This window comes from Rothia nasimurium, from assembly GCF_928392795.1.
GTDB lineage: Bacteria > Actinomycetota > Actinomycetes > Actinomycetales > Micrococcaceae > Rothia > Rothia nasimurium_F.
This window is the reverse complement of record NZ_CAKMTJ010000011.1, coordinates 42,595-61,453: the sequence shown is the minus strand read 5'-3', so window position 1 is coordinate 61,453 and position 18,859 is coordinate 42,595. Positions and strand designations below refer to the sequence as shown.

Annotated in this window: 18 protein-coding genes, 3 tRNA genes and 2 rRNA genes; 3 read left to right on the top strand and 20 right to left on the bottom strand. The window is 59.8% G+C overall.

Annotation, left to right across the window (positions count from 1 at the left end):
- Positions 1-42: 42 nt before the first annotated feature.
- Both L6963_RS11055 and L6963_RS11050 read left to right on the top strand, forming a co-directional pair.
- The gene (locus tag L6963_RS11055) at positions 43-399 is read left to right on the top strand and encodes a glutaredoxin domain-containing protein (RefSeq protein WP_336603544.1); all 357 of its coding nucleotides are present in this window, start codon (positions 43-45) and stop codon (positions 397-399) included.
- Positions 400-452: 53 nt separating this feature from the next.
- Positions 453-1,067 (top strand): PepSY domain-containing protein, encoded by a 615-nt coding sequence (locus tag L6963_RS11050; RefSeq protein WP_237207659.1) that lies wholly within the window; start codon positions 453-455, stop codon positions 1,065-1,067.
- 252 nt (positions 1,068-1,319) lie between these two features.
- On the opposite strand, the gene L6963_RS11045 is transcribed toward L6963_RS11050, so the two are convergent.
- From L6963_RS11045 to L6963_RS11035, 3 genes are all read right to left on the bottom strand, one after another.
- Entirely contained in the window at positions 1,320-2,084 is a 765-nt protein-coding gene (locus tag L6963_RS11045) for a rhomboid family intramembrane serine protease (RefSeq protein ID WP_237197758.1), read from the bottom strand.
- Between the two features lie 110 nt (positions 2,085-2,194).
- Entirely contained in the window at positions 2,195-2,719 is a 525-nt protein-coding gene (locus tag L6963_RS11040) for a peptidylprolyl isomerase (protein ID WP_237197756.1), read from the bottom strand.
- An 89-nt stretch (positions 2,720-2,808) separates the two neighbouring features.
- Entirely contained in the window at positions 2,809-3,999 is a 1,191-nt protein-coding gene (locus tag L6963_RS11035) for an ATP-binding protein (RefSeq protein ID WP_237197754.1), read from the bottom strand.
- 353 nt (positions 4,000-4,352) lie between these two features.
- Here L6963_RS11035 and L6963_RS11030 point away from each other — a divergent pair, with 353 nt between their 5' ends.
- Positions 4,353-4,985, top strand: a complete 633-nt coding sequence (locus L6963_RS11030; RefSeq protein ID WP_237207658.1) for a hypothetical protein — start codon at positions 4,353-4,355, stop codon at positions 4,983-4,985.
- 104 nt (positions 4,986-5,089) lie between these two features.
- On the opposite strand, the gene L6963_RS11025 is transcribed toward L6963_RS11030, so the two are convergent.
- The 17 genes from L6963_RS11025 to recF all read right to left on the bottom strand — a co-directional run bounded on the left by L6963_RS11025 (position 5,090) and on the right by recF (position 18,834).
- Positions 5,090-5,608, bottom strand: coding sequence for a hypothetical protein (locus tag L6963_RS11025; protein WP_237207657.1), 519 nt, complete (start codon positions 5,606-5,608; stop codon positions 5,090-5,092).
- Positions 5,583-6,122, bottom strand: a complete 540-nt coding sequence (locus L6963_RS11020; RefSeq protein WP_237197751.1) for a hypothetical protein — start codon at positions 6,120-6,122, stop codon at positions 5,583-5,585. The genes L6963_RS11025 and L6963_RS11020 overlap by 26 nt, the downstream gene beginning before the upstream one ends.
- Positions 6,123-6,264: 142 nt before the next feature.
- On the bottom strand, positions 6,265-7,731 hold the full coding sequence (locus L6963_RS11015) for a sodium/glutamate symporter (protein ID WP_237198228.1): 1,467 nt from the start codon (positions 7,729-7,731) through the stop codon (positions 6,265-6,267).
- A 292-nt stretch (positions 7,732-8,023) separates the two neighbouring features.
- A 5S ribosomal RNA gene (gene rrf, locus L6963_RS11010) occupies positions 8,024-8,140 on the bottom strand.
- 3 nt (positions 8,141-8,143) lie between these two features.
- Positions 8,144-8,216: transfer RNA gene (locus L6963_RS11005), tRNA-Ala, on the bottom strand.
- A 123-nt stretch (positions 8,217-8,339) separates the two neighbouring features.
- Positions 8,340-9,074, bottom strand: coding sequence for an ATP-binding cassette domain-containing protein (locus L6963_RS11000; RefSeq protein ID WP_237207656.1), 735 nt, complete (start codon positions 9,072-9,074; stop codon positions 8,340-8,342).
- 127 nt (positions 9,075-9,201) lie between these two features.
- The gene (locus L6963_RS10995; protein WP_237207655.1) at positions 9,202-9,489 is read right to left on the bottom strand and encodes a hypothetical protein; all 288 of its coding nucleotides are present in this window, start codon (positions 9,487-9,489) and stop codon (positions 9,202-9,204) included.
- On the bottom strand, positions 9,490-10,683 hold the full coding sequence (locus L6963_RS10990) for an inorganic phosphate transporter (RefSeq protein WP_237207654.1): 1,194 nt from the start codon (positions 10,681-10,683) through the stop codon (positions 9,490-9,492).
- A gap of 212 nt (positions 10,684-10,895) precedes the next feature.
- Positions 10,896-11,012: ribosomal RNA gene (gene rrf, locus L6963_RS10985) — 5S ribosomal RNA — on the bottom strand.
- A gap of 3 nt (positions 11,013-11,015) precedes the next feature.
- Positions 11,016-11,088, bottom strand: a tRNA-Ala gene (locus tag L6963_RS10980).
- Between the two features lie 12 nt (positions 11,089-11,100).
- A complete protein-coding gene (locus L6963_RS10975; protein WP_237205123.1) occupies positions 11,101-11,220 on the bottom strand; it encodes a DLW-39 family protein in 120 nt (39 codons plus the stop codon).
- Positions 11,221-11,243: 23 nt separating this feature from the next.
- A tRNA-Ile gene (locus L6963_RS10970) sits at positions 11,244-11,317 on the bottom strand.
- Positions 11,318-11,479: 162 nt separating this feature from the next.
- Positions 11,480-11,986: a DUF3566 domain-containing protein gene (locus L6963_RS10965; protein ID WP_237187036.1), complete on the bottom strand. Its 507-nt coding sequence runs from the start codon at positions 11,984-11,986 to the stop codon at positions 11,480-11,482.
- Complete coding sequence (gyrA, locus tag L6963_RS10960) at positions 11,976-14,627, bottom strand: DNA gyrase subunit A (protein ID WP_237207653.1); 2,652 nt, start codon at positions 14,625-14,627, stop codon at positions 11,976-11,978. Before gyrA ends, L6963_RS10965 begins: the two co-directional genes overlap by 11 nt.
- Before the next feature lie 74 nt (positions 14,628-14,701).
- Positions 14,702-16,729: a DNA topoisomerase (ATP-hydrolyzing) subunit B gene (gene gyrB, locus L6963_RS10955; RefSeq protein WP_185173774.1), complete on the bottom strand. Its 2,028-nt coding sequence runs from the start codon at positions 16,727-16,729 to the stop codon at positions 14,702-14,704.
- Positions 16,730-17,028: 299 nt separating this feature from the next.
- A complete protein-coding gene (locus L6963_RS10950) occupies positions 17,029-17,601 on the bottom strand; it encodes a DUF721 domain-containing protein (RefSeq protein ID WP_237225465.1) in 573 nt (190 codons plus the stop codon).
- A 39-nt stretch (positions 17,602-17,640) separates the two neighbouring features.
- Positions 17,641-18,834 (bottom strand): DNA replication/repair protein RecF, encoded by a 1,194-nt coding sequence (recF, locus tag L6963_RS10945; protein WP_237197768.1) that lies wholly within the window; start codon positions 18,832-18,834, stop codon positions 17,641-17,643.
- Positions 18,835-18,859 lie beyond the last annotated feature (25 nt).

Sequence of the window (18,859 nt, the reverse complement as noted above, 5' to 3'; positions counted from 1 at the left end):
ACAATACCAGCGCACCGCCCACAGGATCACATCACCCTGGAAATGGCGCCACTTGAAATCCGTCATCGTTCCGTCCGTCCAATCTCCGCCAAGCATGCTCAAGCTTCACGATTTTTGCAACAGAGCCCCGAAACCTTTGTCGCCGAGGGTGGCGTCGCAATCTATTGGCGCCCGGGGTGCCCTTTCTGCCAGCGCCTGGACGCCGGCCTGGGCGAGATGGGTGAGCGAGCCCTCTGGGTGAATATCTGGGAGGACGCGGACGCCGAGGCCTACGTTAAGAGCGTCAATGACGGTAATGCCGTGGTGCCGACCGTCCGCACCGCTGAGCAGTCTTTTGTTGCCTCAGCTGCAAGCGCCCCGCAGACCGTAGCTGAGCTGATTGAAGCTTCAGGCAAGTAGCGGTTTAAGCCTCGTTTAATCCTGGTTTCATGTTGGCTTGAAAGAATGAGCGCATGATGTTTTCTATGAAAAAGACTGTTTTCACTTCTTCAGCGGCAGTAGCGGCGCTGGTACTTGCAGCGTGTGGTTCAGGGAGCGCCGAGACCAGCGCCCCTCAAACCTCTGCAGCAACCACCAGTGCAGCTGCTACCAGCGCATCTGCCACAAGCAGCCAGGCAACTACATCTGCCAGCCCCTCCCCTACCCTTGAGGGCCCTGCCGAAACGGGAGCCCTGCTTACTGCGCTTGAGCAGGGTTTGGCTGCCCGCCCCGGTGGCATCGTGGTGCAGGCGGATGAGGAAGATGAGACCCAAGACAGCTTTGATCTTGACATAGTGGTGGACGGGGTCAAGCATGAACTCACCGTCTTCGCCGATGGTTCTATAGCCGATGAAGAGACCAGCGACGATGCTGATGATGTAGCGCGTGCGACTGCGGCTCAGGTTCTAGCTGCGGACGCCGTCCGTACCGCTGCTGAGGGTCGTGGCGGGCAGGTTGCCACCGACCTTGATCTTGACGATCAGAACGGCGCCCTGGTGTGGGAGGTTGATTTTGAGGACGCCCGCGGCAACGACGTGGGTTCGGTCAAGGTTGATGCCCTCACAGGCGAAGTATTGCCTGCTGAATAGTCATTTTTTGAAATTACAGGTTTTCTACACCCTGCGGATGAAAGTTATCCACAGGTGGGGATAAAACTGGGGAAATCTCTTACACCGGTGTAATTACAGGCTCCATTTAAAGCCTTTTAGCCCTGTACACAGGTTTTTAACATCTGTGGAATTACACCTCTGTAGTTATTAACAGCTGTGGATAAAACCTGTGAATAAAAGAAGTGCGGGGCCGTCATACCGACGGCCCCGCACTTCTTCGCCACATCGACTTCACTGTGAACGGTTTGGAATCCGATCAAGAACTGTAGCGACAAGCGCACCCGTGATTAGACCTCCCAGGTGGGCTTCCCAGGAGATACCCGGCATGAGGAAGCCGAAAGCAAAGTTGATAGCCACCAGAATTACGATGCCGCTGGTGCTCTGCTGGCGCGCCCGAGACAGTGCAAAGAAAGCCCCGAAGAGACCAAAGACGCCACCGGAAGCTCCCAGGGTGCTGACGTCCATGCCACCCAGAACAGATGCCAGCAGGTGCACTGCCACGGAGCCACCAATAATTGAGAACAGGTAGGTGGCAAGGAACTTCCACTTTCCCATGAGCGGCTCTAGCGCCTGCCCAAAGAGGTAGAGGGTGAACATATTAAGGAGCAGGTGGGTGACGTTGTTGGGCGAGTGCAAGAACCCAGAGGTCAGCAGACGGTACCACTGACCCGTGTATTCCACGTAGAGGGGGTTATAGATACCGAAAGTGGTGATGCTAGCGAAGAAGAACTGCAAAATCCACACCACACTATTTATACCGATAAGAGCATATGTAATAGTGGGAGCGGTTTTAGCGTAGCGGATACGCGGCGCTGAGCGTTGCGCTTCTGCCAGGCAGTCCACGCACATCATGCCCACCTCAAGCGGCACCTGGCACTGCCCGCAGGCTAGCCGCCCGCAGCGTCCGCACCGCACATAGGTCACCTGATCAGGGTGGCGGGGGCATACCGGAGTCTCATCACTGGAATAGCCGTACCTACCGACCTGCTCGCTCACGGGCTCGTCCTTTCACCTGCGGCGTCAGCCGCTCACGAAAATTTTTTTCTAGGGGTAGAGCAAAGGCCCACCCAGGGCGGGCGGGCCTTTACCTCAGTAGCTTCTAAAGCTTAGAGCTGCTCAATGTCGATGGAAGAGATAACGACGTCCTCGACGGGGCGGTCCATAGCGCCGGTTGCTACACCTTCAATGGCGTCAACGACCTTCTTGGAGTCCTCATCTACAACCTCACCGAAGATGGTGTGGCGGCCGTTGAGCCAGGGGGTCTCAACGGTGGTGATGAAGAACTGGGAGCCGTTGGTGCCGGGGCCTGCGTTGGCCATAGCCAGCAGGTAGGGCTTGTTGAAGCTCAGTTCGGGGTGGATTTCGTCCTTGAACTGGTAGCCGGGGCCACCGATACCCTGACCGAGGGGGTCGCCGCCCTGAATCATGAAGTCGCGGATGATGCGGTGGAAGATGACGTCCTTGTAGAGGGGGCCTTCCTGTACTTCGCCGGTGCGGGGGTGGCGCCATTCCTGGGTGCCATCGGACAGGCCGATGAAGTTCTTGACGGTCAGCGGTGCGTGGTTACCGAAGAGGTTAACGACGATGTCACCGTGGTTGGTGTGAATAGTTGCTTTTGCAGTTGCAGTCATGCCCCTATTCTCGCACGGGCAGGTGGGCAGCCGCTAGATATGACCTGAGCTTTTGCGGTGAGTGAAAGGGGCGGACGCCGGCGGGCGGCCTATACCTGCCCCGCCTGTCTCAGCACGAAGTCCTGCATTCCCGGCACTGTAAAGGCCAGCTGGCCTACACCCGGCGAGTACACCAGCCCTTTTTCAATGAGGGATTTACGCACCACGCTGGTTCCGTTAGCTGTCTTATTCAGGGTCTCTGCGATTTCTCCGGTGCGGGCGGCCTGACCTTTCATCACGCGGGCCATAGCAACCAGGTAGTCCTGTTCTGCATCGGTAGTCCGCTGCCAGCGGGTGAGGTAAAAACCGCTATCTAGTTCGCTTCGCCCTACGGCAAGGCCAGCAAGCACATCATCGTCGGTGATGGTCTGTTGGGCGGCAGAGTTCCAGATAGCCTGCCCGTACTGCTGAATGAAGTAGGGGTAGCCCTGCGAGGCTACGGTTGCTTTTTCGAGGGCGCTTGCTACGATGTGACCGCCGGGCCTGCGGATAGGTTCAATGAAAGCCCGCCGGGTCGCATCCGGGGTAAGAGCACCTATTTCGCGGTAGCTGAAGAGGCGTTCAGCGTAGGTTTTGATTTCCCCTAGACGGGTGGGCACTGAGGGTAGACCAGCCCCGATGATGTAAAAAGGTAGTTCCCGTTGTCCCGCCTCATGCTGGGTTGTCAGGAGCATATCGAGCAGTTCGCTGTCGAGGTCTTGGATTTCGTCAATGAAAAAACCGATAGCTTTAGGCTGGGGAAGTTCTTTGAGGGCTTCTGCCAGGTTCAAGATTGCTTCGGGGAAGTCTATATCGAGGACGCCGGTGGTGAAGGCAGGTTCGTCAGTCTTAGGTTTGAGCACTAGGCGGGCTTGGGCAAAGCCCAGCGTCAGTGATAGTTCGGCAATAGAGGCGATTGCTCGCTGTATTGCACTTCCAGTGTGCCCTTGGGTGGCTACCCTGGTCTGCTGGGCAAGATCTCGTGCGAGTTTGATACGAAGCTGTTTTTGGGCAGAGGAAGTAAGGCTCCCTTCGAGTCTGAGGGTGAGCCAGCCGGAGCGTTCTGCATGGGTTTCTAATCTGCGAAGCAGGACGGTTTTACCGACTCCGCGTAGACCGTAGAGCATAAGCCCTCTATCGGTCAGGCGCATTTTGCTGCGGGCTACGAGCCTGTCGAAGTCAATGATTTCTTGGTCTCGGCCTGTGAGTTCAGGCGGTGTGAGCCCTGCTCCGGGGGTGAAGGGATTAAGGTCTTGATTCATCGTTCGCTGCTTTCTAAATCTTTCTAAGGCGTTCTAAAAAATATTTTAGAACGCCTTAGAAAGATTTAGAACCGCATATCCCCCGAATGTGACTCTCCGTCCCGAACGTCCGTTCAAACACCACCCGCTCGGGATTTCACGTCGCATTCGAGCGGGTGCGCACCAGCGTCCGCCCACCCTTCAGGAGCCCTTAACTTTAGCGGGCAGAGAAACACGAGGGTTTTTGCGCCGCCGCAAAACACTTTTAAGGTTTTAGAAAGTAAGCTGATACTAAATGTAAGTTGCTGGCCACCGCGCTCTACTCGAACTCACGAGTTAGGTGAGGGGCCGCCCCACACATGGAGGAAACACCCATGGCACTGTGCAAGAAGAGCAAGGCTAAGAAGGCTCAGAAGCAGGCAGAGAAGTTCTTCTCAAAGGCCGCTAAGAACACCGGCAAGAAGGCTGACAAGCTGACCGCCCTGGCCGAGAAGAAGGCCGCTCGCGCCGAGAAGCTCACCGGCAAGAAGGTTTCAGCCCTGCAGAAGGCTGCTGAGAAGCAGGGTAAGAGCATCTCCAAGGCAACCCAGGCTGCCGCTAAGGACAGCTCCAAGAAGCTGGAGAAGGTCCAGGCCACCCTGGCTGACAAGATTCAGCACACCATCGACGATGTCACCCCCGCCGTTGAGAACGCTGTAGCAACCGCCCGCGTTAAGGCTGCTGACGTTGCCACCACCGTTGCAGATAAGCTCTCCGACGCTGAGGTCCCCACTCAGGTTGAGACCGTTGCTGCTAAGGTCACCGGCGACAAGAAGGCGCTGAAGAAGGCTCAGAAGGCTGCTGTTAAGGCCGCTAAGGGTTACGCCAAGGAGCAGAAGAAGGCTTCTAAGAGCGGCAACAAGGGCCTGCTGGTCTTTGGTCTGCTGGTTGCTGGCGCTGTCGCGGGCGCAGCCGCTTTCAAGGCTTCTCGCCCCGTTGAGGACCCCTGGAAGACCCCCGCTGCCTAGTCCTCACTAGCTGCTCACGCGCGTCCGCCCCTCGTTGATTGCGAGCGCGGACGCCCGGCCCCGGCTCCCGCTCAGGGAGGCCGGGGCCTTTGCTGTAGGGGGGCTTATTCTGAGGTTTCTGATGCGTAGACGTCCCACCGGCCCTCGAAGTAGTAGGCCGAGGTGGTGGCATCCATCAGGTCTAGGGTAAAGGCGCTGCCAATCGCTGTTCCCTGCACGCCCTCGACCATGGCCTGGCGGGCGGCGTCCGTATCTCCCGTGTAGCTCTCAAAGCGGGCGGTCACAAAGTAGTCGGTCGAGTCCCGGTATTTGTTGATACTCACGACCTCTAGCCCCTCGGTGTACGCCGCGAATGCCTGAGCAATCGGGGCGGCAGAACTCGACCAGGCCTGCACCTCGCTCAACGGGCCGAAGACGAAAACCTGTATCGTCTCGGCATCAATCTGGGTCTCCTCCACGTACGAAACGCTCTCAAGGTCTGCCCCCTCCAGGGGCTCCCAGCTGGCCATATCAACGAGTAGGGCCTGCTGGTCTGAGCCCTTATCTCCGTAGAGGTAGTATGTGACCTCGGCCCAGGGAGCCTCGGTTTCGTATTCGTCAGCCCCGCGAGCGGAAGCACTCACCCGACCCCATGCGCTCGTCGGACGCCCGCGTGAGGATCGCCTGCCAGGTCTCGGCAAAGAGGGTAATAGGGATTTCCTCGTGGCTGTCAATGTCGATGGAGCCACCGCTCGGCAGGTAAATGTAGGTGGCATGGGTGGGCTCTCGCTGGAAGATTCCGCTGGTACCACCCAGCTGGGGCACTGTCTGCGCAAGGTGCTCGGCAAGGACGCCCGACTCTATACTGCCGGTATCGGCAACGCTGAGCCAGGTGGCATCTGAGTTTGATGAGCCGTCACCGGTCAGTATCGACGAATCCCAGATGCTCCCTCCGCCCAACGTCATGTGGCTGCGAGACCCCGCGAAATAGGCCACAAGCGCCAGAACCAGCGCCGTGGGAACGGCCAGTACACCCAGCAGAATCAGAATATTGCGCCGGGTATAGGACTTGTTCTCAATGCCAGGGACGGCAGTATCAGGCGTCTGGGCGGGCACGCTGGCAGGCACGGCTTCAGCCGGCACAGGCGGAGCTGGCACGGTTTGCTCAGGCGGGGTCTGAACGGACGCACTTTCCCCAGGTGGGGCGTTATAAGGCTGTTCTGGGTATGGGTGGGTCATGGTGGTTTCAGCCTAGCAGAACCCTTCCCCTCGCCCGGGGTACCCGTGCGTCCTTCCGTGCTTAAGCGTCCTTAGCCTTGACCTGCTGCATCTGCTGGGTGTGGCGCTCGCGGTCCTTCATCTCCTTGGGGCGCAGGAAAATCAGGCCCACCGCAATAGAGATAATGAAGATAGCGAGCATGACGAAGAAGAGGGGCCAGATGCCGGTCAGGTAAATGACGGGCACCGCCAGGGCCGTCACCAGACCGCCACCGAAGAAGGGCTCAAAAACCAGCTGCTTGTAGCCAAAGGCCTCGAAAGCTGGGGATTCGCCCTTGGGATCCACCACGCGCATCAGAATCAGGCCGGTGGCGGTCACGCCCATAGACTGGCCGAAATCACCGATGCCGCGTTCGAACCAGTAGCGGCCGATCAGGCGCGGGGCCAGCCAGAGGAACATAGCCACGTTGAAGCCGATACCGGCTACCGCCAGAATGGCAAAGACGGCGATGTTCTCACCCACAGCCTGCAGGGAGAGGTTGGCGATAGCGGCAACGATGAGGAAGTCCAGAGCCCAGCCCTGAATACGCAGCATCATCTGGTGGTCAATGATAGAGTCAGCGCCCACCGCCTTAGCAACCATCTGCACGATAACGCCGCCGAGCAGGGCCATGGGGAAGAGCGGCACGTAAGCGAAGATTTCAAGCGGGGTGTTGTCATCCAACATGACGGAGGCGTAGGTCTGCTGCTCAATCCAACGCAGGGCCTCCAAGATCAACCAGCCAATCAGCACGGCCAGAGCCATAATCGCCATGTGCAGGGAGAGCGGTTCAACGGATGCCGGACGGGAGGTCATTGTGCCAGCCGAGTAGTGCTCGTCCTCGCGGAAGAGACCCTTCTGCTCGGCAATCGACATCTTGGCATCGCCCTTGAGAATTTCGGTCTTGCCGGTGCGCACGCCCCAGTTGATGAGGGCAATACCGATGACGATACCTCCCACAATACCTACGGTTGCCAGACCAACTGCCAGGTCGGCGCCTTCGCTGAAGCCCAGGTCTTCCATGACGCCGCGCATACCGGCAGCGGTTCCGTGCCCGCCCTCGAAGGCGATTTCGATGAGGGCGCCGGTCATGGGCGAGGCTGCAAAGACGGGGACGAGTACCAGGGCGGCAAGGAGCAGGCCCACGACGTACTGGCCCGACCCTAGAGCCACGCCCAGGGAGAGCTGGGGGCCGGCGAGCTGCACAGCCCGCTTGGGGGTTGGGAGTTCCTGGCCCAGGAACATGGTTGCGAAGATGACGCTGATGAGCAGGCCGGGGAGGGCTCCCCAGGTGGTGAGCATAGCGTCGGTGAAGAGGCCGTTTTCACCCCAGGGGCCGGAGAAGCGGCCAAGAACCTGCGGGCCGAGCAGGAGTAGCAGGACGCCCGCCACGATGGAGCTGGGCAAAAAGAGGGTTTGTACCCAGCCCACTTTGACTCGAATAATCTTGCCGATGAGAAGGGCTACGCCGAGGATAAGGAGGGCGAAGCCAACTGCTTGTGGTGACATGGTTTTGCCTTTGTTCTCGCTGGTGCGTCCTTGCACCTGCAATCACAGAGATTGCAACACTACTTACTTTTGAGGTGTCCAGTTTACCTATACGGGGCCATATCTGGCTATTTATGACGGGGACGCGAGAGTGCACCATATCGCTGAGCGTGCACCTACCATGCGCACGCTCAGCGATATCACACACGCTCGCATGCATGCCACCTCCCGCCACCAGCTTGCACCCCACAAAAACCGCATACACAAAAAAGGAACCCCCAGTCTTTCGACTGGGGGTTCCTCACCAAATTTAATTCGGCGATGACCTACTCTCCCACACCGTCGCCAGTGCAGTACCATCGGCGCTAAGAGCCTTAACTTCCGGGTTCGGGATGGGACCGGGTGTTTCCCTCTTGCTATAATCACCGAAGAGTGGAGGCGAGGGGACTCGAACCCCTAACCCCCTGCTTGCAAAGCAGGTGCGCTACCAATTGCGCCACGCCCCCGTGGTGTTATGCTTCTACCTTACTACAGGTTTTTTGCACGCGCAAACCAATTCTATCAAATGCACGGTTAGCTCCGCCACAGATTTTCGGTAAAAACCTGAAAAATAGGCGATGCACCCCGGTTTACCCAAGGTGGTGCAGGTACATATCAGGGTCATCGAGCATATTGCGCCAGTGGGTGGTCATATCGAGCTCAGCCCAGGCCAGTTTCTGGATCCCCCACTCCCCTATTTCCCACACCAGCTCATTGCGGCGTGCAGCGAGCGCAGCAAGGAGCGGGCTATGGGTGCAGAGCACTACTTGCCCGCCTCGCTCAAGAAAGGCAAGGACGCGAGCGCACAGTTCAAGCTGCCCCGAGAAAGATAGACCCGATTCGGGTTCATCAAGGATCCAAAGGCCGTAATTATCGAAGGATTCTTCAAGTAAACACTGGGTACCCTCCCCATGGGAGAGGCGCAGAATATCGACTGCCTGTGTTGAGCCGAAGCTGGCCATGTGTTCCAGATGAGCCAGCATTCCCTCAGCTCGCAGGAAGAGCCCTGCCCGGCGTCCTGCCGCACCTCGCACTACCTGCAGGTCGGCCCCAAAAGCGGAGGACTGTTCAAAGGTGGGGCGGGCAACCCGGTTATCCCCACCGCCAAGTGGCAGGCCATAGGCTTCTGCGATGGATTCAACCAGGGAAGACTTGCCAGCCCCGTTTTCTCCCACGATAACCGTGAGCTGCCCGAAACTGAGGCCGGCGAGCGCCGCACGAGTCACAGCCAGGCGGTAAGGCCAGGTCTGTGCGCGGACGCCCGTGAGCAGTTCGAAGTCGCTACGGGCGGTGATACTGCGGAGAGGAAGGTCGTTGAGCACCATACTTCGCACCCTACCTGCGCCTCCCCTCACAAAACAAGACACCAGCCCACCGGCGTCCGCCCCTTAAAAACAGCGGGGGCTGGTGGTTACAAACCACCAGCCCCCGCCGTCTATATACAGAACCCTTTTAGCCTGCAGTTCCCAGGAAGTTGAAGCCGGTGTAGGCGTAGATGAAGTCCTTGGCAATCCAAAGAATACCGCTCACAACAGCCAAAGCCAGCACCGCAAACAGTACGTAGGCGGCAGCGCGGGCCGCAGGGGCAGGCTCAGTGTAGACAGCACCCTCAGGGGTCTCTACAGCGGTGCCGCTCATCAGGCGTACACCCAGGGCGTAGAGAATCGGCAGGCCAGCACCAAAGCCCAGACCGGCCAGGAAGACGGGATAAATCTTGTGGAAGATATCAACAATCAACATTTAGGAACCAGCCTTCACGGTGGGAATCGACTCGGTGTGCACCTCACGGGCGGTGACAGCCTCACCCGAGTGCATATCGATGTGGCTGACGGCGCTCTTGCGGGAATGGGCCCACATCCAGAAGCAGAAACCAACCAGAATGAGGAAGACGGTTGCCTCGCCCATCCAGGCGCTACCGGTCATGGAGTTGATGCCGTTACCCACGAACCAGGTCAGCGCACCGACGGAGCCAGCGGCGGGCAGGGTGATAATCCAGGCGATGACCATACGGCGGGCGGTTGACCAGCTCACCTTGGCGCGACGGCCGAGGCCGGAGCCGATGATGGAGCCGGTTGCAACGTGAGTGGTAGACAGGGCCATACCGAAGTGGGAGGAGGTCAGGATGATAGCTGCCGAGGAGCCGTCCGCCGCAAAGCCCTGGGGGCCTTCAATATCGACGATACCCTTACCCATGGTCTTGATGATGCGCCAGCCGCCCAGGTAGGTACCCAGGGCGATAGCCAGGGCGCAGACCAGGCGAACCCAGAAGGGGATGTCCGCTTCGGGGTTGATTTCGTTGGCAGCAACCAGGGCCAGGAAGATGACGCCCATGGTCTTCTGTGCATCGTTGGTACCGTGCGCCAGGGACATCAGGAAAGCGGCAGAGATCTGGCCGAAGCGGAAGTTCTTCTTCTTTTGTTCGGCGGGGACGGGCTTGGTGATCCCGTAGATAAGGGCGGCACCGACACCGGCAACCACACCCGCAATCAGCGGGGCCATCAGGGCGGGGACGATGATCTTCATCAGCACGCCGTTCCAGAGCACACCGCTTGTGCCCAGCGATGCCAGGGTTGCGCCGATCAGGCCGCCGAATAGGGCGTGAGAGGAGCTGGAGGGCAGGCCCAGCAGCCAGGTGAAGACGTTCCAGAGGATTGCGCCTACCAGGCCGGTAAAGACGATCAGCATGAGGCTGGGGCCACCGCCGGCAGTTTCAAGGTCGATGAGACCGGAGCCGACGGTCTTAGCTACCTCAATGGAGAGGAAGGCGCCGATGAGGTTAAGGACGGCTGAGAGAGCGACAGCCGCCTTGGGCTTGAGGGCGCCGGTGGCGATAGATGAGGCCATGGCGTTGGCGGTGTCGTGGAAGCCGTTGGTGAAGTCGAAGGCTAGTGCGGTCAGCACTACGATCACCAGAATGATGAGTTCTGTAGTCACGGTTTCTATTCTCATGCTTCTCTGCTTATTTCAAGGCCATAACAGACTAGAGTCGCTTGTGCTGTTAGTCATTGCAGGCAACTCCGAGCCTCACCGGCGACTCTGCCGACAATAGCTCTATACCTACCCCAGAGAACTATCGGAATAAATTTTTAGTGTTTATAGAAAAAGGAACCCCCAGTCTTTCGACTGGGGGTTCCTTACCAAATTTAATTCGGCGATGACCTACTCTCCCACACCGTCGCCAGTGCAGTACCATCGGCGCTAAGAGCCTTAACTTCCGGGTTCGGGATGGGACCGGGTGTTTCCCTCTTGCTATAATCACCGAAGAGTGGAGGCGAGGGGACTCGAACCCCTAACCCCCTGCTTGCAAAGCAGGTGCGCTACCAATTGCGCCACGCCCCCATCGGGTGCTACCTATGAAATTTTATCTGTAGCTTCTTCCCAAGTTTTTTTATTCTCCTGAGAATCCTTGGCTTTCTTTGCCGCTATTGCTGTTGCTAATGCAGCGAGCGTGATTGCCATAAATTTCTTCATGTCAACCTTTCGACCAAGGTGAGTGGGCGTACCAGGAATTGAACCTGGGACCTCTACATTATCAGTGTAGCGCTCTAACCGTCTGAGCTATACGCCCTTGGTGTTCATCAGAACGAGATATAACTTTACACAGGTTTTAGCGCCTTGCCAAATCGAAAGAGAGTGTTCTGAGACACAACGCTTTAAATGGGCCCAAAAAGCCCCGTGGCTCCCTGAAAAACAGGGTGCCACGGGGCTAGATGAGAGTTTTACTCGGTGTTTATTCGTCGGTGAGGGTCACACCCACGCCGCCGACCAGCTTGGCTGCCACGTTGTAGAGCATGGCTGCAAGAGTGCCGAGCAGGGTAAAGAGCACGACGTTCACCACGGAAATGATGGTGCTGTAGAGAGCCACCTGCCCCAGTGAGAGGTACTGGGAGATGTCTACGGCGTCACCGGTGGTACCGAGTAGGGTCAGCAGGTCGTTGAGGCTCTGGAAGGCGCCGGTGGCCTGCATGACGAGCCAGAGAATGACGGCTGCAACCACGGTAGCGATACCGATGGCGACCGAGAGCAGGAAGACGAGCTTGGCGACCGAGAAGGTATCTACCTTGGCAACGACCAGGCGAGCGCGACGGATTTTCGAGCGGGGGGCGGGGCGCACCAGCGGCTTGCGCTGAGCACCTGCGGACGCCGCACTCTGGGGGCGTGCCTTACCTTGGGCAGCGCGCGGGGTGCCGGCTCGCGGCGCTGGCCGCGGTGCGGTTCCGGTGCTTTTAGTGCTCACTCTTACCTCCAAGTGCGTCTGCGGTGTCGGCTACTGCCGGGGTGGTGTTGTTTTCTAAAGGTACTTCATCTGCCGGCTTTTCGGGGCTTTCGGCGCTGTTTTCGTCGGTGTCGTCTGCCTCATCGATGTTGCGCTCGTAGTTGCGGGCAACTTCGAGGATCTCGTCGTTCTTGCCGGGCTTGGCGAAAATGACACCCATAGTGTCGCGACCCTTGGCCGGTACTTCTGAGACCGAGGTACGCACGACCTTGCCCGACTGCATGACGACCATGACCTCGTCCTCTTCGCCCACAATCAGGCCACCGACGAGCTCGCCGCGGTCTTCTGCCAGCTTGGCGACCTTGATGCCGAGACCGCCTCGACCCTGTACGCGGTACTGGTCGACCTGGGTGCGCTTGGCGTAGCCGCCAGCGGTGACCACGAAGACGAAGGAGTCGTCGGTGACGACGTTGGCCGAGAGCAGCTCGTCACCGTCGCGGAACTTCATGCCGGTCACACCGGAGGTTGCGCGACCCATGGGTCGCAGAGCCTCGTCAGAGGCGGTGAAGCGCAGGGACTGGCCCTGGCGGGAGATCAGCAGCAGGTCGTCCTCGGCGCTGGCCAGCTGGGCTGAGACCAGCTCGTCGCCGTCACGCAGGTTGATGGCGATGACGCCGGCGGCACGGTTGGTGTCGTAGTCCGACAGGGCGGTTTTCTTCACCAGACCGTTCTTGGTGGCCAGAATCAGGTAGGGGGCGTCCTCGTAGGACTTGAGCTCCATAACCTTGGCGATGGTCTCATCGGGCTGGAAGGCCAGCAGGTTAGCTACATGCTGCCCCTTGGCGTCGCGGCCGGCTTCCATGAGCTCGTAGGCCTTGGTGCGGTAGACGCGGCCCAGGTTGGTGAAGAAGAGAATCCAGGAGTGGGTGGAGGTGACGAAGAAGTGCTGAACCACGTCGTCCCCGCGTAGGGAGGCACCCTTGATGCCCTTGCCACCGCGGTGCTGGGAGCGGTACTGGTCGCTGCGGGTGCGCTTGACGTAGCCGCCGCGGGTGATGGTGACGACCATTTCTTCCTCGGGGATGAGGTCTTCCATGGACATGTCACCGTCGTAGCCCATGAGAATCTTGGTGCGGCGCTCATCGCCGAAACGGGCAACGATTTCAGCCAGCTCTTCAGAGATGATGGAGCGCTGGCGGTCTTCTGAGGCGATGATCGCGTTGTATTCGTCGATCATGCGCATGAGCTCGTCGTGGCGATCCTGAATCTTCTGGCGTTCCAGGGCGGCAAGGCGGCGCAGCTGCATGTTCAGAATGGCCTGGGCCTGGGCCTCGTCGATGTCGAGGAAGTCCATGAGGCCGGTGCGGGCGTCATCTGCGGTGGGGGAGCGGCGAATCAGCGCGATGACCTCATCGAGGGCGTCGAGGGCCTTGAGCAGGCCGCGCAGGATATGCGCTTCTTCTTCGGCCTGACGCAGACGGTAGCGGGTGCGGCGGATGATAACTTCGAGCTGGTGGTTGACCCAGTGGCGGATGAAGGCGTCCAAGGAAAGGGTGCGGGGCACGCCGTCCACAATCGCCAGCATGTTGGCGGAGAAGTTTTCCTGCAGCTGGGTGTGCTTGTAGAGGTTGTTCAGCACCACCTTGGGCACGGCGTCGCGCTTGAGGACGATGACCAGGCGCTGGCCGGTGCGGCCGGAGGTTTCGTCGCGCAGGTCGGCGATACCGGTGATTTTGCCGTCCTTGACCAGTTCAGCAATCTTGATGGCCAGGTTATCGGGGTTGGCCTGGTAGGGCAGTTCAGTGACGACCAGGCAGGTACGGCCCTGAATTTCCTCGACATTGACCACAGCACGCATGGTGATGGAGCCGCGGCCGGTGCGGTAGGCCTGCTCGATTCCCTTGTGGCCCAGGATGGTGGCGCCGGTGGGGAAGTCGGGGCCCTTAATGCGGGCAATGAGGGCTTCCAGCAGCTCTTCGTTGGAAGCTTCGGGGTTCTGTAGGAACCACTGCACACCGTCTGCTACTTCGCGCAGATTGTGCGGGGGGATGTTGGTGGCCATACCAACCGCAATACCTGATGAGCCGTTGACCAGCAGGTTGGGAATGCGGGAGGGCAGGACGACCGGTTCTTGGTTCTTGCCGTCGTAGTTGGGCTGGAAGTCCACGGCGTCCTCGGTGATGTCTCGAACCATTTCGAGAGCCAGGGGAGCCATCTTGGTTTCGGTATAACGAGGGGCTGCGGCACCGTCGTTACCGGGGGAGCCGAAGTTGCCCTGGCCGAGGGCCAGGGGGTAGCGCATGACCCAGTCCTGGATCAGACGGACCAGGGTGTCGTAGATAGCGACGTCGCCGTGGGGGTGGTACTGACCCATGACTTCACCGACCACGCGGGCGCACTTGTTGAAGGAGCGCTCGGGGCGGTAGCCGCCGTCGTACATGGCGTAGATGACGCGGCGGTGCACGGGCTTGAGACCGTCACGCACGTCGGGCAGGGCGCGGCCGATAATGACGGCCATGGCGTAATCCAGGTAGGAGCGCTCCATCTCGGAGCGCAGGTCGACAACCTCAACGTTGCCGCCGGCAGGTGCCGGGGTTGCGTCGGTTGCAACGATATCGCCCTCAACGGGCTGGGGTGAGCTGGTGGTGTTCTCGTCGCTCATAAGTTCCTCGTTTTTCGTCCTTGATTTTTATATTCCATATTGGCTATATAGCGCTTAATTCACACTAAAAAGCCTTAGATATCAAGGAAGCGGATGTCCTTTGCGTTCTGCTGGATGAATTCTCGGCGAGCCTCGACGTCCTCGCCCATCAGCACGGAGAAGATCTGGTCTGCCGCTGCGGCGTCTTCCATCTTGACCTGTAGCAGGGTGCGACGCTCAGGATCCATGGTGGTATCCCAGAGCTCGGTGTAGTCCATTTCGCCCAGGCCCTTGTAGCGCTGGATGCCGTTGTCCTTGGGGATACGCTGGTTCTTGGCGTAGCCAGCTTCCAGGGCAGCGTCTCGCTCGGCGTCCGAGAAGACGTAGTCGTGCGGGGCATTGGACCACTTGATGCGGTAGAGCGGGGGCTGGGCCAGGTAGACGTAGCCGGCTTCAATGAGCGGACGCATGTAGCGGAAGAGCAGGGTCAGCAGCAGGGTGGTGATGTGCTGGCCGTCCACGTCCGCGTCCGCCATCAGGACGACCTTGTGGTAGCGGGCCTTCTCAATGTCGAAGTCCTCACCGATACCGGTACCGAAGGCGGTAATCAGCGACTGGATTTCAGCGTTGGACAGGGCGCGGTCGAGGCGAGCGCGCTCCACGTTCAGCACCTTACCGCGCAGGGGCAGAATCGCCTGGGTTTCGGGGTTGCGGCCGCGCACAGCCGAACCGCCCGCGGAGTCACCCTCCACCAGGTAAATCTCTGAAATTGAGGGGTCCTTGGAGGAGCAGTCCTTGAGCTTGCCCGGCATGGAGCCGGTTTCAAGCAGACCCTTGCGGCGGGTGGTTTCGCGGGCCTTGCGGGCAGCCAGGCGGGCCTGGGCTGCGGTGATAGCGCGGCGGACGATTTCCTTACCGGTACCGGGGTTACGTTCCAGCCAGTCGCCCAGCTGGTCCATGGTCTCGCGCTGAACGAAAGCCTTGGCTTCGGAGTTACCCAGCTTGGTCTTGGTCTGACCCTCGAACTGGGGCTCAGAGATCTTGACAGAGACCACGGCGGTCAGACCTTCGCGGACATCCTCACCGGTGAGGTTGTCGTCCTTCTCGCGCAGCAGCTTGTTGTCGCGGGCGAAGCGGTTGATCAGGGTGGTTAGAGCAGTACGGAAGCCCTCTTCGTGGGTGCCACCCTCGTGGGTATTGATGGTATTGGCGTAGGTGTGCACCGATTCCTTGTAGGCGGTGGTCCACTGCATGGCCACTTCCAGGCTCATCATGCGGTCGGTATCTTCGGTTTCGAAAGCGATGATGTCATCGTGCACGGTAGTGAGCTTCTTGGAGGTGTTCAGGAAGTTCACGTAGTCGAAGAGGCCGTCCTTGTACATGTAGGTGACGGTCTTGTAGCCGTTGGCGTCGGCACCCACCTGGTTGAGGGGCAGCTTCTCGGGCTTCTCTTCGCCGGTGACTTCATCCCCCTCGTGCAGCTCGCGTTCGTCGGTGAGCTGGATGGTCAGGCCCTTGTTCAGGAAGGCCATCTGCTGGAAACGGGCGCGCAGGGTCTCGAAATCGAATTCGACGGTTTCGAAGATTTCGGGGTCGGGGTAGAAGGTCTGGGTGGTGCCGGTTTCGTCGGTGGCCTCCCCGCGGGTGAGGGGCTTGACGGTATGGCCGCCGTTGGCGTAGCTGATGTGCCACTTGTAGCCCTGGCGGCGCACCTCGGTTTCGACCTTGGTCGAGAGCGCGTTCACAACAGAAATACCCACGCCGTGCAGACCGCCGGAGACCGCATACCCGCCGCCGCCGAACTTACCGCCAGCGTGCAGGATGGTCATAACGACCTCGACGGTGGGCTTCTTTTCGGTGGGGTGCTCATCGACGGGAATGCCTCGCCCGTTGTCGGCAACTCGCACTGCGCCGTCCTTCTGAATGACGACCTCAATCAGGTCAGCGTACCCTGCCAGGGCCTCATCGACGGAGTTATCAACGACTTCGTAGACCAGGTGGTGCAGGCCGCGTTCGCCGGTTGAACCGATGTACATACCGGGGCGCTTGCGAACGGCTTCAAGGCCCTCAAGGACCGTGATGTCGGCTGCGCCGTATTCGTGGGAGGTTTCTTCAGTTGCCACAGGTAGTTAGGCTCCTTGCATGGTCGGTCTCGCACCGGCGGCCGTTCAGCGCGGACGCCCGCGCTCAAGGCGACGGGGTGGGGCTGCTGTACGGGCGGGCAGGCGCGCGTATTCTGCTCTCAATTCTACCGCACAGGGCCATTTTTGAACCTGTTTTGTGATGTTTTAGAGGGGTACTTAGGGCCAGAAGAGCCCTAGCTCGCTGCTAGAGCGACCGGAACCCCGATGCTGTGGGTTCTCACAGGGTCAGGGGGTCAGGGGCGCAGAAACGATTTTTGTAATTTGCGCTCTTGGGTTTTCTACCCGTAGGTGTCGCGGGGGCCGCGCCCGCCGGGGGCAACCCGTCGCCCTTTTTTCCAGGAGGGAGCCGCTGGGCCAAAGGCCCGTACGTCTTTGACGACGTCGTCCCCCAGCTCCCCGTTGAAGCGGCGCATGATGTCGTATTTCATCTGGCGAATCTGCACGGCCCAGGCGGTTGATTCGCAGCGGACGGTCATCACCCCGTCTTCAAAACTCTCGGGGGTAGCTTTCGAGGCGATTTGGGGGCCGACCAGTTTATCCCAGCGGGCCATGACCGAGGAAACCGCCAGGGGAGTGGTCCAGCCACGTTCCATAATGACGCGGTCGAGCAGGCCGCCGAGGCTCTGCGGGTCGCGGGCGCTGGGGCCAGCTCCGGTATAGCCACCCAGTTGGCCGGTAGATTCTGTTGAGGCATAGCGGCGTACCTTGGTGCCGGGCTCAGCGTTCATGACGCGGCCGAAGTCCTTGATAATTTTCCGGCCGGCAGCGCCCTGCACCCGGTGTTCACCGCGGGCTTCTTTGGCAGCCCGAATGCGGCTGAGCAGGGCATGGGGGGCATCTACAGCCTCCACACCGTATTCCGTTTGAGCTATATCGTCCCGCACAGCAATCTATTCCTTTTCTGGAATATTACCTAGTGGCGAACGGCCCACCCAGGCTCGACCCGGTTCCACCCGCACCAGGGTGATACGCCCCAGTTCCTCAGGAATATCGCTGGCCACGGCACAGGTCACCAGCACCTGCTCAGCACCGGCAACAATAGCACCCAGCTTATGGCGGCGGGCGGTATCGAGCTCAGCAAAGACATCATCAAGAATCAAGATGGGGGAGGCACCGGGGGCATCGTTATCTGCCAGGTGCACATACCAGGAGGCCAGCTTCAGAGCCAGGGCATACGACCAGCTTTCCCCGTGGGAGGCAAAGCCCTTGACCGGAATGCCACCGAGTTCCAGGGCAAGATCATCGCGGTGGGGGCCCACCAGGGTCACGCCGCGCTCCAGCTCTTCCCGCTGCTTATCGGCAAAACCGCGCAGCATAGCCTCCCGCAGATCATCTACCCCCATCAGGGCTGCGGTCGGCAGAAGGTTAGCTGAAATCGGCGGGAAAACAGTGGAGTCGTACACCAGGCTCACGTTCTTGGAGCCGTCCGTGAGCTCGGCATAGGCCCTCTGCAGTTGTGGCAGAAGCAGGGCCAGGGTGCGCAGCCGGGCCTGCAGAAGGTGGGCACCTGCGTCCGCCAGCTGCTTGTTCCAGACCTCCAGGGTGTAGGAGTCCTCAGCCCCGGTGCTGCGCCGCGAGCGCATGGACTTGAGCAGGGAATTCCGCTGGCGTAAAACCCGCTCATAGTCCGCCCGGTAGGCGGCGACAGAGGGGCGCAGGGATACCGCCAAATCATCAAGGAAACGGCGCCGCCCGGCGGGGTCCCCCTTCACCAGCTGCAGATCCTCGGGTGAGAAGAGAACGGTGCGGGTGACGCCCAGGGCTTCACGGGCGCGGACGGGCGCCGCCCGGTTGATGCGCACCCGGTTGCTTTTGCCGGGGGCTAGTTCAAACTCAAGGACGGTCTGCTGGTTACCGCGAACTGTGCGGGTGCGGATGTAGGCGCGGTCAGCGCCCACACGTACCAGCGGGGCGTCCTGACTAACCCGGTGAGAAGCCAGCTGCGCGGTGTAGTCGATGGCTTCAACGATGTTGGTTTTGCCCACCCCGTTTGACCCGAGAAAGACGGTGACGCCGGGGGTGAGGGGGAGAGTCAGGAGCTGGTAGGTGCGGTAGTCCATCAACGAAAGGTGGTCGATGTACAGCGCGCCCTCCTTGAGATAGCGGTTT

What these genes read in the sequence shown, in the direction of transcription:
- L6963_RS10975 (WP_237205123.1), bottom strand. Translation starts at nt 11,220, where the DNA reads ATGAAGAAATTTATGGCAATCACGCTCGCTGCATTAGCAACAGCAATA.
- gyrA (WP_237207653.1), bottom strand. Translation starts at nt 14,627, where the DNA reads ATGAGCGACGAGAACACCACCAGCTCACCCCAGCCCGTTGAGGGCGAT.
- L6963_RS11030 (WP_237207658.1), top strand. Translation starts at nt 4,353, where the DNA reads ATGGCACTGTGCAAGAAGAGCAAGGCTAAGAAGGCTCAGAAGCAGGCA.
- L6963_RS11040 (WP_237197756.1), bottom strand. Translation starts at nt 2,719, where the DNA reads ATGACTGCAACTGCAAAAGCAACTATTCACACCAACCACGGTGACATC.
- L6963_RS11055 (WP_336603544.1), top strand. Translation starts at nt 43, where the DNA reads ATGGCGCCACTTGAAATCCGTCATCGTTCCGTCCGTCCAATCTCCGCC.
- L6963_RS11015 (WP_237198228.1), bottom strand. Translation starts at nt 7,731, where the DNA reads ATGTCACCACAAGCAGTTGGCTTCGCCCTCCTTATCCTCGGCGTAGCC.
- L6963_RS11035 (WP_237197754.1), bottom strand. Translation starts at nt 3,999, where the DNA reads ATGAATCAAGACCTTAATCCCTTCACCCCCGGAGCAGGGCTCACACCG.
- L6963_RS10995 (WP_237207655.1), bottom strand. Translation starts at nt 9,489, where the DNA reads ATGTTGATTGTTGATATCTTCCACAAGATTTATCCCGTCTTCCTGGCC.
- L6963_RS11000 (WP_237207656.1), bottom strand. Translation starts at nt 9,074, where the DNA reads ATGGTGCTCAACGACCTTCCTCTCCGCAGTATCACCGCCCGTAGCGAC.
- L6963_RS11050 (WP_237207659.1), top strand. Translation starts at nt 453, where the DNA reads ATGATGTTTTCTATGAAAAAGACTGTTTTCACTTCTTCAGCGGCAGTA.